General features: G+C 72.4%; 10 protein-coding genes. 6 read left to right on the top strand and 4 right to left on the bottom strand.

All coding sequences use genetic code 11. The features are described 5' to 3' along the window. The first annotated feature begins 132 nt into the window (after positions 1-132). Positions 133-1980: a bifunctional UDP-sugar hydrolase/5'-nucleotidase gene (locus tag ASD18_RS11680; protein ID WP_056090897.1), complete on the top strand. Its 1848-nt coding sequence runs from the start codon at positions 133-135 to the stop codon at positions 1978-1980. Between the two features lie 37 nt (positions 1981-2017). On the opposite strand, the gene ASD18_RS11675 is transcribed toward ASD18_RS11680, so the two are convergent. Further along, a complete protein-coding gene (locus ASD18_RS11675) occupies positions 2018-2560 on the bottom strand; it encodes a TetR/AcrR family transcriptional regulator (RefSeq protein WP_056090895.1) in 543 nt (180 codons plus the stop codon). Positions 2561-2614: 54 nt separating this feature from the next. Here ASD18_RS11675 and ASD18_RS11670 point away from each other — a divergent pair, with 54 nt between their 5' ends. Next, positions 2615-3580 carry an alpha/beta fold hydrolase gene (locus tag ASD18_RS11670; protein ID WP_082573806.1) on the top strand — a complete coding sequence of 322 codons (966 nt, stop codon included), beginning with the start codon at positions 2615-2617 and terminating at the stop codon, positions 3578-3580. On the opposite strand, the gene ppdK is transcribed toward ASD18_RS11670, so the two are convergent. Further along, on the bottom strand, positions 3496-6189 hold the full coding sequence (gene ppdK, locus ASD18_RS11665) for a pyruvate, phosphate dikinase (protein ID WP_056090893.1): 2694 nt from the start codon (positions 6187-6189) through the stop codon (positions 3496-3498). The genes ASD18_RS11670 and ppdK overlap by 85 nt on opposite strands. A 128-nt stretch (positions 6190-6317) precedes the next feature. On the opposite strand from ppdK, the gene ASD18_RS11660 reads away from it, so the two are divergent. Both ASD18_RS11660 and ASD18_RS11655 read left to right on the top strand, forming a co-directional pair. After that, positions 6318-7826 carry a helix-turn-helix transcriptional regulator gene (locus ASD18_RS11660; RefSeq protein WP_082573804.1) on the top strand — a complete coding sequence of 503 codons (1509 nt, stop codon included), beginning with the start codon at positions 6318-6320 and terminating at the stop codon, positions 7824-7826. Positions 7827-7844: 18 nt separating this feature from the next. After that, the gene (locus ASD18_RS11655; protein WP_156387945.1) at positions 7845-8540 is read left to right on the top strand and encodes a response regulator transcription factor; all 696 of its coding nucleotides are present in this window, start codon (positions 7845-7847) and stop codon (positions 8538-8540) included. Here the strand turns inward: ASD18_RS11655 and ASD18_RS11650 are convergent. Then, complete coding sequence (locus ASD18_RS11650; RefSeq protein WP_056090880.1) at positions 8500-9030, bottom strand: hypothetical protein; 531 nt, start codon at positions 9028-9030, stop codon at positions 8500-8502. The genes ASD18_RS11655 and ASD18_RS11650 overlap by 41 nt on opposite strands. 117 nt (positions 9031-9147) lie before the next feature. Between ASD18_RS11650 and ASD18_RS11645 the strand changes: the two genes are divergently transcribed. Continuing rightward, positions 9148-10695 (top strand): GAF domain-containing sensor histidine kinase, encoded by a 1548-nt coding sequence (locus ASD18_RS11645; protein ID WP_056090878.1) that lies wholly within the window; start codon positions 9148-9150, stop codon positions 10693-10695. 94 nt (positions 10696-10789) lie between these two features. Next, complete coding sequence (locus tag ASD18_RS11640; protein ID WP_056090874.1) at positions 10790-11845, top strand: zinc-dependent alcohol dehydrogenase family protein; 1056 nt, start codon at positions 10790-10792, stop codon at positions 11843-11845. Between the two features lie 63 nt (positions 11846-11908). Here the strand turns inward: ASD18_RS11640 and ASD18_RS11635 are convergent, their stop codons facing one another. Continuing rightward, the gene (locus ASD18_RS11635) at positions 11909-12781 is read right to left on the bottom strand and encodes a universal stress protein (RefSeq protein WP_056090869.1); all 873 of its coding nucleotides are present in this window, start codon (positions 12779-12781) and stop codon (positions 11909-11911) included. Between the last annotated feature and the right edge of the window lie 175 nt (positions 12782-12956).

The following is a 12956-nucleotide window of genomic DNA, read 5'->3' as shown; positions in this document are numbered from 1 at the left end:
GGATACCCCCGCGGGCGGCCCGACGTCGCCGCCCCCGCAGCGCGCCCGACGTGTCCCCCGTCACCCGGACGGGCTACGGTGCCCGAGGCACCGCAACCCGGTGCAGAACCGACAGCACGGGAGGACTCCGGCATGGGAATCACCATCCTGCAACGGGCCAGCGTGAGGGCGGGTGCGGTGGCGACAGCCGCGGTCCTCGCCGTGGGCCTCGCCACACCGGCCGCGGCCGGCAACGGGCACGGCGGCGGCGGCGGTAGCGGCTCGACGGACTACCAGCTCACCGTCATGGGCACCACGGACCTGCACGGCAACGCACTGAACTGGGACTACTTCAAGAACGCGGAGTACGACGACAGCGCCCACAACGACGTGGGCCTGGCCAAGGTCTCGGCCCTGGTCAACCAGGTGCGCGCGGACCGGGGAGACCGCAACACCCTGCTCATCGACGCGGGCGACACCATCCAGGGCACCTCGCTGGCGTACTACTACGCCAAGATCCAGCCGATCTCGAGGACCGTCGAGCACCCGATGGCCACCGCCATGAACGCGATCGGCTACGACGCCGCGGCGCTCGGCAACCACGAGTTCAACTACGGCATCCCGTACCTGCGCACGTTCGAGAAGCAGGTCGACTTCCCGCTCCTCGCCGCGAACGCCACCTTCGACAAGAACGGCAGGGCCGCCTTCACGCCCTACGTCATCAAGACCGTCCGGCCGCCGCACGGCAAGCCGATCAAGGTCGGCATCCTCGGCCTGACCAACCCGGGCATCGCGATCTGGGACAAGGCGAACGTCGAGGGCCAGATGAGCTTCGGCGGGCTCGTCGAGCAGGCGACCAAGTACGTGCCGGAGATGAAGCGCAAGGGTGCCGACGTCGTCGTCGTCGCGGCGCACTCCGGGGCGGACACGTCGTCCTCCTACGGCGACGCCCTGCCGTTCCCGGAGAACGCGGCGACGCTCGTGGCCGAGCAGGTGCCCGGCATCGACGCGATCCTCGTCGGTCACGCCCACCAGGAGATCGCCGAGCGCGTCGTCACCAACACCGCGACCGGCAAGCCCGTCGTCCTCTCGGAGCCGCTCAAGTGGGGTGAGCGCCTGTCGGTCTTCGACATCGACCTCTCGTTCAGCCGTGGCCGCTGGAGCGTGCAGTCGGTGGACGCCTCCGTGCTCAACTCGAACACCGTCCCCGAGGACCCTGCGATCGTCAGCCTGCTCCAGGCGAACCACCAGACGGTCGTCGACTACGTCAACGGCGTGATCGGCACCTCGACCGAGGCCATGTCCGCGGCGACCGCACGGTACGAGGACACCGCGGCGCTGGACTTCATCAACTACGTCCAGGCCGGGGCGGTCAAGGCGGAGCTCACGGGGGCGGACGCCGCCCTGCCGGTGCTCTCGATCGCGGCGCCCTTCAACAAGGACGCGGCGATCCCCCAGGGCGACGTGTCCGTGCGGGACATCGCCGGCCTGTACATCTACGACAACACGCTCCTGGGCATCAAGCTCACGGGCGCGCAGGTCAAGGCGTACCTGGAGAAGTCCGCGGAGTACTTCAAGGCCGCGCCCGCTCCCGGCACGTACCCGGCCGCCAGCCTCACCAACGCGGTGACGCCGACGGCTCCGAACGGCACCCCGGACTACAACTACGACGTCATGGGCGGGCTCGACCAGCCGCTCACCTACGACATCGACCTGGCGCAGCCCGTCGGCAGCCGCATCACCGGGCTGGCCTACGGCGGCGTGCCCGTGACCGACACGCAGGAGTTCGTCGTCGCGATCAACAACTACCGGCAGTCCGGCGGGGGCAACTTCCCGGGCGTGACGACGGCGCCCGTCGTCTACAACCGGCAGGTGGAGATCCGGCAGCTGCTCATCGACTGGGTGATAGCCAACGAGGTGGTGGACCCGAGCGTCTTCTCGGCCACCAACCCCGACTGGCAGCTGACGTCCGGCGGCACGCCGCTGACCGTCACGCCGTAGCACTGACGCGGGCGCCGGCACCACCCCGGCGCCCGCGTCATGCCAGCGCGGCCCGCATCACGAGCGCGAGCGCGGGACGCGGGTCCGTCTCGTCGCCCCGCGCGATGCGGTGCAGGATCAGGCCCTCGGCGCACGCCATCACGGCGGCCGCGCCCGTCACGGGGTCCGACGACCCCAGGCGAGCGAGCGCCGCCACTGCGTCGGCCTCGAGCGCGTGCCTGCGCGCCGACAGGGACTCACGCAGCGTCGGGTCGTGGCTCGCCTCCATGAACAGGACGAGGCGGGCTGTGGTCAGGGTGCGCTGGACCGTGGTCGTGTACGCGACCAGCGCGCTGAGCGCCTCGATCAGCGCCTCCGCCGAGGCCGGCGCAAGAGACTCCCCGACCTGCGGGGTCTCGCGCTCGGAGATCCGCTCCACCACGCCGCCGAGCAGGGCTGCGCGGGTGCGGAAGTAGTTCGACGTCGACCCCCGGGGGATCCCCGCCCGGTCGTCGACGCGGACGTGGGTGAGAGCCCGCAGGCCCTCGGTGCCGAGCAGGTCGATGGCGGCGTCGAGCGCACGGCTCCGCGGTGACGTCATGCTCGCACTATAGATGTAGTAGACGGCGCACTACGTCCGTAGTACCGTCGACGGATGGACGCCCTCCCGGCTCTCGACGGGGTCACCCACCGGTTCGTGGACCTTCCCGGCCTGCGCATGCACGTCGCCGACGCAGGCAGCGGCCCACCGGTGCTGCTGCTGCACGGCTTCCCGCAGCACTGGTGGGAGTGGCGCACGGTCCTCCCGGAGCTCGCCCGGGACCACCGCGTGATCTGCCCCGACCTGCGCGGCGCCGGCTGGACCGACGCTCCCCCCGGCGGCTACGTCCGCGAGCAGCTCCTGGCGGACGTCGTCGGGCTCCTGGACGCGCTCGGGCTGGAGAAGGTCGACCTCGTCGCGCACGACTACGGCGCGATCCTCGGGTACGGCCTCTGCCTCAAGCACCCCGACCGCGTCGGCGCCTTCCTCACGTTCGGCAGCGGGCACCCGTTCGTCCGGATGCACCCGCGGATGCTCACCGTGGTGTGGCGGCTGTGGTTCCAGTGGGTCATCGCGACGCCCGGTCTCGGACCGTGGGCGCTGCGGTCCGGACGGCAACGGCTGGTGCGGTACCTGCTGCGCGACTTCCGGACCGGGCCGGACGCGTTGCCCGAGAGCGACGTCGAGCTGTTCGCCGCACCCCTGCGAGACCCTGCCCGGGCCCGCGCGGGCTCAGCGCTCTACCGGAACGCCATCCTCGGAGAGATCGGCCGGATCGCCCGCGGTGCCTACCGGGACGCGCGGCTGACCACGCCCACCGTCGTGCTGTACGGGGCCGACGACCCGGCGGGCCTGCCGCTGGAGCTGCTGGGCGGGTACGAGGAGCACGCGGACGACCTCTCGCAGGAGCTCGTCGACCGCGCCGGTCACTTCATCGCGGACGAACGCCCGGACGCGCTCGTGGAGCACGCCCGGGCGCTGTTCCGACGCACTGCTCAGGCGGCGCCTCCCCGTGCCACGGCCGCCCTGCCGGCCTCGAGCCGGGCGATCGGTACCCGGAACGGCGAGCAGGACACGTAGTCCAGCCCCACCTCGTGGAAGAAGTGGATCGACTCCGGGTCTCCCCCGTGCTCGCCGCAGACGCCGATGTGCAGGCCCGGCTTCGTCGCCCGACCGCCCTCGACGCCGGACCGCACCAGCGACCCCACACCGTCGGCGTCGAGCGTCTCGAACGGGGAGATCGTCAGCACGCCGTTCTGCAGGTAGTCGGCGAAGAACGCGCGCTCCACGTCGTCGCGCGAGAAGCCCCACGTGGTCTGCGTGAGGTCGTTGGTGCCGAACGAGAAGAAGTCGGCCTCCTCGGCGATCCGGTGCGCGGTCAGGGCCGCGCGGGGCAGCTCGATCATGCAGCCGATCGGCACGTCGAGCGGAACACCGGACGACGCACTGACCTCCGCCAGGACGCGCTCGGCCTCCTCGCGCACCAGCTGCAGCTCCCGCACCGATCCCACCAGCGGGACCATGATCTCCGGCCGCGGGTCGAGGCCCGCCTGCCGCAGCTGCACGGTCGCCTCGGCGATCGCGCGCACCTGCAGGGCGAACAGGCCCGGCAGCGTCAGGCCGAGCCGCACGCCGCGCAGCCCCAGCATCGGGTTCTGCTCGTGCATCCGCTCGACCGCCGCCAGGAGCGCGACGTCCGTCGGGTCCGGCTCCTCGGCCACCGCGACCTTGACCGCCAGCTCCGTGAGGTCCGGAAGGAACTCGTGCAGCGGGGGGTCGATGAGCCGGATGGTCGTCGGGAGCCCGTCCATGGCCTCCAGCAGGCCGGCGAAGTCCTCGCGCTGGAGCGGGAGGAGCGCGTCGAGGGCGACCTTGCGGTCCTCGTCGTTGTCGGCCAGGACGAGACGCTCGATGTGCTGGCGCCGCTCCCCCAGGAACTGGTGCTCGGTCCGGCAGAGCCCCACGCCCTCCGCCCCCCGCGCTCGGGCACGGTGCGCGTCCTCGGCGGTGTCCGCGTTGGTGCGTACCTGCATCCGGCGGACGAAGTCGGCGTGCCGCAGCACGCGGTCGACCGCCGAGACCAGCGCGCGGGCCTCGTCGTCGCCGGCCGCGGCCAGACCGGCGTCCAGCCCCTCGGCCACGTAGACCATGACGGGCGAGTCGACCACCGGCACCGAGCCGCGGAACACCTCCCCCGTGGACCCGTCGATGGCGATGATGTCTCCCGCGTGGAGCACCTGGTCGCGCACACGCACCTCGCCGCGGGCGGCGTCGACCTCGACCTCCTCGGCGCCGACCACCGCGCAGGTGCCCATGCCCCGGGCCACGACGGCGGCGTGCGACGTCTTTCCACCGCGCGCGGTCAGGATGCCGTCGGCAACGATCATCCCCTGCAGGTCGTCCGGGTTGGTCTCGCGCCGGACGAGGATCACGTGCGCCCCGGCCTCCGTGCGCTCGAGCGCCTGGGCGTTGTCGAGGACGATCTCACCGACCGCGGCCCCCGGAGACGCAGCCATCGCCCGGGTGAGCAGCTGGCGCTTCGCACTCGCGTCGAACTGCGGGAACAGCAGCTGGTTGAGCCGGTCGCCCGGGCAGCGCGTGATCGCCTCGTCCATCGTGATGAGGCTCTCGTCCACCAGCTCCGTCGCGATCCGGAACGCGGCCGCCGCCGTGCGCTTGCCCACCCGGGTCTGCAGCAGCCAGAGCTTGCCGCGCTCGATGGTGAACTCGATGTCGCACAGGTCGCGGTAGTGGGTCTCGAGGCGTCGCATCGCGTGCCGCAGCGCGTCGTAGGAGACGGGGTCGAGCAGCTCGAGCTCGGAGAGCGGCAGCGTGTTGCGGATCCCCGCCACCACGTCCTCGCCCTGCGCGTTCGGCAGGTAGTCGCCGTAGACCCCGGTCTCCCCCGTGGACGGGTCGCGCGTGAAGCACACCCCGGTGCCGGACGTCTCGCCCAGGTTGCCGAACACCATGCTCACCACGTTGACGGCGGTCCCCAGGTCGTTCGGGATGCGCTCGCGGCGTCGGTAGAGCCGGGCGCGGTCCGTGTTCCACGAGTCGAGGACGGCCTCGATGGCCATGTCGAGCTGCTCGCGCGGGTGCTGCGGGAACTCCCGGCCCGTCTGCTCGACGACGATCTCCTTGAACTCGTGCACGAGCACGTGCAGGTCCTGCGCGGACAGGTCCACGTCGGTGGCGGCGCCGACGGCGGTCTTGCGCTCGTCCAGGGCCGCCGCGAACAGCTCCCCGTCGATCCCCAGCACCGTCTTGCCGAACATCTGGATGAGCCGGCGGTAGGAGTCCCAGGCGAACCGCTCGTCCCCGGAGAACTCGGTGAGCCCCTTCACGGACGCGTCGTTGAGCCCGATGTTCAGGACCGTCTCCATCATCCCCGGCATCGAGAACTTCGCCCCGGAGCGCACGGACACCAGCAGCGGCTCGTGGAAGTCACCCAGGCGCCGGCCGATCGTGTCCTCGATCTCGCGCACCGCCAGGGTCACCTCGACCCGCAGCTCGGGCGGGACGTGCCCGTCGCGCATGTACGCCCGGCACGCCTCGGTGGTGATCGTGAAACCCGGTGGCACGGGCAGGTCCAGCTTGGTCATCTCTGCCAGGTTGGCTCCCTTGCCGCCCAGCAGGTCCTTCTTGTCCTTGTCGCCATCGACGAACCGGGAGACGTACCTGGTCATGAAAGGCTCCTGTCCACAGGCCTGGACGAGGGGAATACTCGCCGGCTTCGAGCGTCCAGGCTGCTCGGGCACGGCTTCAATGGACTCACACCGTCAAGAACAGCGCTTCTTGCTCTAGCGTCAACGACATGTCGACGGACTCAGCCCGGCCGGTCATCGACCTCCCCACCGAACCCCGCGGGTCGACGACGCCGGGTTCGCAGCTGCTCATGCTCGGACGGCGCATCCGGCACGCACGGACCGAGCGCGGGCTCACGCTCGACGAGCTCGGACGCCTCGCCGGCAGCACTGCCAGCCAGCTGTCCCTCGTCGAGAACGGTCGGCGCGAGCCCCGGCTCAGCCTCCTGCAGGCCCTGGCGACGGCGCTGGGCACCACGACGACGGACCTGCTCGACGCCGCGCCCCCGTCCCGGCGGGCGGCCCTCGAGATCGAGCTGGACCGCGCCCAGGGCACCGTGGCGTACGCCGCACTCGGTCTGCCGAGCGTGCGCCCCGCCCGGAACCTGTCCACCGAGGCGCTCGAGGCGCTGGTCGGCCTGCACCACGAGCTGGCCAGGCGTGACGACGCCGCGATCGCGACACCCGAGGAGGCGCGCCGCGCCACGACCGCCCTGCGCCTGTGGATGACGGAGCGCAACAACCACCTGCCCGAGATCGAGGAGGTCGCCGAGGACCTCGTGCGGCGCGCGGGCTACACGACCGGCGCCCTGACCCACAGTGCCGTCGCCCAGATGGCCGCCGACCTCGGCTTCGCCCTCCTGCACGTGGACGACCTGCCCCACTCGACGCGCACCGTCACCGACCTGGCCAACGGCCGCATCTACCTGCCACCCGCGTCGATCCCCGGCGGGCACGGCCTGCGCTCGCTGGCGCTCCAGGCGATCGCGCACCGCGTGCTCGGGCACTCGACCCCCCGCAGCTACGCCGACTTCCTGCGACAGCGCGTCGAGATCACCTACTTCGCGGCCGCCTGCCTGATGCCGCGCACGGCCGCCGTGGCGCACCTGAGCGCGGCCAAGCGCCGCAAGGAGCTGGCGGTCGAGGACTTCCGCGACGCCTTCGGGGTCACCCACGAGGCCGCCGCCCAGCGGCTGACCAACCTGCTCACCGAGCACCTCGACATCCGGCTGCACTTCCTGCGGGTGGGCGACGACGGCACCCTGTTCAAGGGGTACAGCAACGACGCCGTCCGCTTCCCCGCCGACGGGACCGGAGCCATCGAGGGCCAGGTCGTGTGCCGGCAGTGGGCCGCCCGGTCGGCGTTCACGCGGCGGAACCGCGCCACGGAGTACTTCCAGTACACCGACACCCCCGAGGGCACGTTCTGGTGCAGCACCCAGACAGGCTCGACGTCCGCCGGCGGGTTCTCGATCACCGTGGGGGTCCCGTTCGGCGCCGCCAAGTGGTTCCGCGGACGGGACACCTCGACACGCCGTGAGTCCCGCTGCCCGGACCCGTCGTGCTGCCGGCAGCCCGACCCCGGCCTCGCAACCCGCTGGGCGCGCCACGCGTGGCCCAGCGCCGCCGTGCACGCCCACGTGCTCTCGCCGCTGCCGACCGGGTCGTTCCCGGGCGTCGAGGTGGCCGAGGTGTACGCGTTCCTCGATCGACACGCAGGCGGCCACGGGGAGGCCTGAATGGTGCACAGTGGCGTCATGGCCCAGATCCGGGTGTTCGTGCTCGACGACCACGAGGTGGTCCGCCAGGGTCTCCTGCGCCTCATCGAGGCCGACCCGGAGATGACGGTGGTCGGCGAGGCCGCGACCGCAGCGGAGGCGCTCGTGCGCGTCCCTCGCGTGGACGCGGACGTCGCGCTCCTCGACGTGCGGCTCCCCGACGGCAGCGGCGTCGAGGTCTGCCGGGAGCTCGCCACGCTGGCCCCCGGCGTCCGGTGTCTCATGCTCACGTCGTACGAGGACGACGAGGCGCTGCTGGCCTCGATCACGGCCGGTGCCGCCGGGTACGTGCTCAAGGAGATCCGCGGACCCCAGCTGCTCGACTCGATCCGGCTCGTCGCCGGCGGCCGGTCCCTGCTCGACCCGGCGACCACCGGTCGGGTGCTCGACCGCCTCCGGGAGTCGCAGCGGCACGACGCCCGGCTGGACCTGCTGACCGCCCAGGAGAGCGCCGTGCTGGACCTCATCGGCGAAGGGTTGACCAACCGGCAGATCGCCGACCGGATGTTCCTCGCGGAGAAGACCGTGAAGAACTACATCTCCAGCCTGCTGGCCAAGATCGAGGTGCGAGGACGGACGCAGGCCGCTCTGTTCATCGCGGAACAGCATCGTCTGCACCCTGACCCGACCGGGGTCACCGGGCCGGAGTCCCGAGGCCCAGCAGCAGGCCGGTGAGGCCGACGCCCCACGCGCGTGCCCGTTCCAGCTCGCCGTCGCGCAGCGGTCCCTTGATCCCCATCACCCAGAAGCTCTCGGCCTCGGCCGCCACCTGGAACCCGGCACGACGCAGCACGCGCCACGCGCCGACCGCGGCCGACCCGGGGACGTGCGGGCTGTGGATCCGGGTGTCGAACGTGGCCGCGTGGACGGTGCGCTCCGGCGGGTCGAGCTCGCGGAGCCACTCGCGCACCCCGACGGACACACCGTCCGGCTCGGTGCCCGCCTGCTTCTCCGCGTCCGCGCGCGTCGCCGGCCGGCTCATGCCGAACGCCTGGGTCGGCGCACCGACCACCAGGAGCTCGAGGTCAGGCGGGAGCCTGCGCGGGGCCGACGTGACATCCAGGAGAGCGACGTCCTGCATCCGGCTGAACATGCCCTCCCAGACCGCCTTCGCGATCTGGCCAGTGTTCCCGAACGACGACTCGTACACCACCAGTGCCCGCATCGCCCTCACCTCCTCGTGTGTCGACCTGGGTCCAGGATTCGCCGGTCGACCCCGCCACCCCAGGGCCTAAGGGCCCTGTTCGTCTCGGCGGCGACCCGCCACACCTATGCTCCGAGCATGCGAGGCGACGAGGCCGGGACGGAACGCGACGAACGGCTCGAGGCGCTGATGGGCGCGGTCGTGTCCATGTCGGCCGAGCTCGACATCGCGACCGTCCTGGAGCGGCTGGTCTCCGCCGGGTGCACGCTCACGGGAGCGCGCTACGGCGCCCTCGGGGTGCTGGGCGACCACGGCGGGCTCCAGGAGTTCGTGTACCGGGGCATCGACGACGAGACCGCCCGCAGGATCGGTCACCTCCCCGAGGGCAAGGGAGTGCTGGGCCACCTGGTGTCGAGCCCCCACCCGCTGCGGTTGCACGACCTCGCCGACCACCCCTCGTCGGTGGGTTTCCCGCAGAACCATCCGCCGATGCACACGTTCCTCGGCGTCCCCGTCCTCGCGCGCGGTGCCGTCTTCGGCAACCTCTACCTCACGGACAAGGAGGGGCATGCCGACTTCACCGCGCGGGACGAGCAGGTCGCCGTCGCGCTCGCCGCGGCCGCGGGGGTCGCGCTCGGCCACGCACGGGCCTACCGGCAGGCCCGCCAGCACGAGCTCTGGCTCGAGACCGCCGCGGCGTGCTCGTCGACCCTGACCAGCGGCCTGCCGCGCGACGACGCCGTGACGTCGGTGCTCGCCCGGGTCAGGCAGAGCTCCGGCGCGCACACCTCGCGGCTGTACGGCCTCACCGACGACCTCCCGCCGGAGATCGAGCCTGATCTCGCGGGCCGGTGGCCGGTGCTGCGCAAGGTCGCGGACGGCGCGGACGTCGGCGAGGACGGCACCGCCTGGGTGCTGGCGGTCCCGCTGCGCAGCGCCGAGCGCTGGATCGGCGCGCTCGCGCTGGCCTGGCCGGCGGGCGACACCACCACGGCGCCCGAGCCGGACCTGCCGAGCATCGCGGGCTTCGCCGAGCAGCTCGCCCTCGCGTTCGACGTGGCGGACGCACAGTCCGACCGGGCACGCCTCGCGGTGCTCGAAGAGCGCGAGAGGATCGCGCGCGACCTGCACGACATGGTCATCCAGCGTCTGTTCGCCATCGGGCTCGACGTGCAGGGAGCCGCGCAGGAGGTGGTGCACCCCGACGTGGCACGCCGGCTCGAGGGCGCGGTCGACGACCTGGACGAGACCATCAAGGACGTGCGCACGACGATCTTCCGGCTCAGCGCCCGTGGCGGGGCGACGGGGTCCGGGCTGCGGAACCGCATCGACGCCGAGGTGGTGAACGCGCGGCACGGCCTCGGGTTCATGCCCCGGCTGCGTACCGACGGCGTCACGGCCACCGTGCCGGAGGACATCGCCGAGGACGCGGTCGCGGTGGTGCGGGAGGCGCTGTCCAACATCGCGCGGCACGCCCACGCGCACGAGGTGGTGGTCCGGGTCGTCGTCGGGCTCGACCTGCTGATCGAGGTCCAGGACGACGGGATCGGGGTCCCGGCCGAGGTGGCCATGCGCAGCGGGCTGGCCAACCTGGAGTACCGGGCGGTCCGCCGTGGAGGCGCCCTCGTCGTGACGGCCCTGCCCGAGGGCGGCACCCACCTGCAGTGGTCGGTCCCCCTGCCCTGACGGGACCATCGACCCTGCCCAGCCTGCGCGCGGCGGATCCACGCTGGAGGTGCGCGGGCGACCGTGCCCGACGCGGTCGAGGTGAGGAGTCACCATGAAGGCGCTCGTGTTCCACGGTCCAGGGACCATCACGTGGGAAGAGGTCCGGGACGCTGCCTTGGTCGAACCGACCGACGCGGTCGTCCGGATGGACACCACCACGATCTGCGGCACCGATCTCCACATCCTGCACGGTGACGTGCCGACCGTCGCGGACGGTCGCATCCTCGGTCACGAGGGCGTCGGCACCGTGGTCGAGGTGGGCGACGGCGTCCGCAACCACGCACCCGGCGACCGGGTGATCATCGCGTGCATCAGCGGCTGCGGCGTGTGCACGTACTGCCGCGCGCAGTTCCCGTCGCACTGCCTGGCGCCCGAGGGCACCTCCGGCATCGGCTGGGTGCTGGGGCACCTCATCGACGGCACGCAGGCCGAGCTGGTGCGCATCCCGTTCGCGGACAGCTCGCTGCACCGTCTGCCGGCCACCGTCCCCGACGAGCTGGCCGTGCTGCTCTCCGACATCCTGCCCACGGGCTTCGAGATCGGGGTGCGGTACGGGCAGGTGCAGCCGGGCGACACCGTCGCGGTCGTCGGTGCCGGACCTGTCGGGCTGGCTGCCATCGCGACCGCCGGCCTGTACGGCGCCGCGCAGATCATCGCGATCGACCGGGACGGCCACCGGCTCGACGTGGCCAAGCGCCTGGGCGCCACGCTCACCGTCGACTCCTCGGTCCCCGAGTGGAAGGCCCAGGTCATGGCGGCGACGGGCGACGCCGGGGTGGACGTGGCCATCGAGGCCGTCGGCATCCCCGAGACGTTCACGATGTGCACCGAGATGGTGCGCCCGGGGGGTCACGTGGCGAACGTCGGCGTGCACGGCCGGCCCGTCGAGCTGGCGCTGCAGGACCTGTGGATCCAGAACGTCACGATCACGACGGGTCTGGTGAACACGACGACGCTGCCGATGCTGCTGCGCCTGGTCGAGGCCGGGAAGCTGCCGGTCGAGGCGTTCGTCACGCACCGGTTCGCCATGGCGGACATCCTCGACGCCTACCGGACGTTCGGGAACGCCGCACAGACGCAGGCGCTCAAGGTCGTGATGACCCGGTGAGCGCAGGCGCGCAGAAGGGCCCGGCTCCCCTCGGAGCCGGGCCCTTCTGCAGCGGACCGCGCGTCAGCTGTCGTGCACCACGAGCACGGGGCAGGTGGCCTCGCGCACCACGGCGCTGCTCACCGAGCCGAGCAGCATGCCGCGGAAGCCGCCGAGGCCTCGCGAGCCGACGACCAGCAGGGCCGCTCCCCGCGACAACCCCGCGAGCGCGTCCGTCGGGTCGTCGTCCACGAGCGCGAGGTCGACCACGAGGCCGGCGTTCTCCGCGCGCAGAGACTCGGCCACCACCCGGGCCGCCTTGTGCGTCGGGTCGTCCTCGTCGTCGGTGGCCAGCGGCGGCACGCTCCCGCGGCCGAACGGGTCGGGGATCGTCGGGCGCGCGTGCACGACGGTCAGCGGCCGTCCGCGCATCCACGCCTCGTGCGCAGCGACGTGCGCCGCGGACAGCGACGAGGCCGAGCCGTCCACGCCGACCACGACCTGCGCCTCGGGCGTCGTCGGGTGGGCGGGGTCCGTGCGGACCACCGCGACGGGGCAGCGGGCGTGCGCGGCGACGTGCGCGCCGGTCGACCCCGTCCGCGCCCGACCGCTGCGGGGCCGCGCACCGACCACCAGGAGCTGGGCGTCGCCGCTCAGCTCGCGCAGGCACGGCACGACCTGCCCGTGCAGCACGCGGAACTTCACGACCACCCCGGGGTGGCGCTCCAGCAGCCGCGTCTGCAGGTCGGCCAGGTACTGCACGGCCTCGGCGTCGACGTCGCTGCCGCCGACGATCGGGTACCAGCTCCAGGCGGTGACCTGCCACGCGTCGTCGACCGTACGGACCAGCAGGACCTCGGCCTGCCGCCGTACCGCCTCCGCCACGCCCCACTCGAGGGTGTGCGCGCTGTTCGATGTGCCGTCGAGTGCGACGACGACGGGTCCGTCGGTACGCATGAGGTGCCTCCTCGCTCCTCGCGCGTGGCCCACTCCGGCCGTCCGCCGGCCTCAGCCGCGCTACCTCCAGGCTCCCCTCGCACCTGCCCCGGCGTCCCGGGACCTGAGTCCCTGTTCAGCCGGTACTACGCGGGACCTTCGGCCCTGGGGCGTCGAGACCCGCGGAGACCACCGT

It is taken from the genome of Cellulomonas sp. Root137 (assembly GCF_001426725.1).
Lineage (GTDB): Bacteria > Actinomycetota > Actinomycetes > Actinomycetales > Cellulomonadaceae > Cellulomonas.
This window is presented reverse-complemented; position numbering and strand designations above follow the sequence as displayed.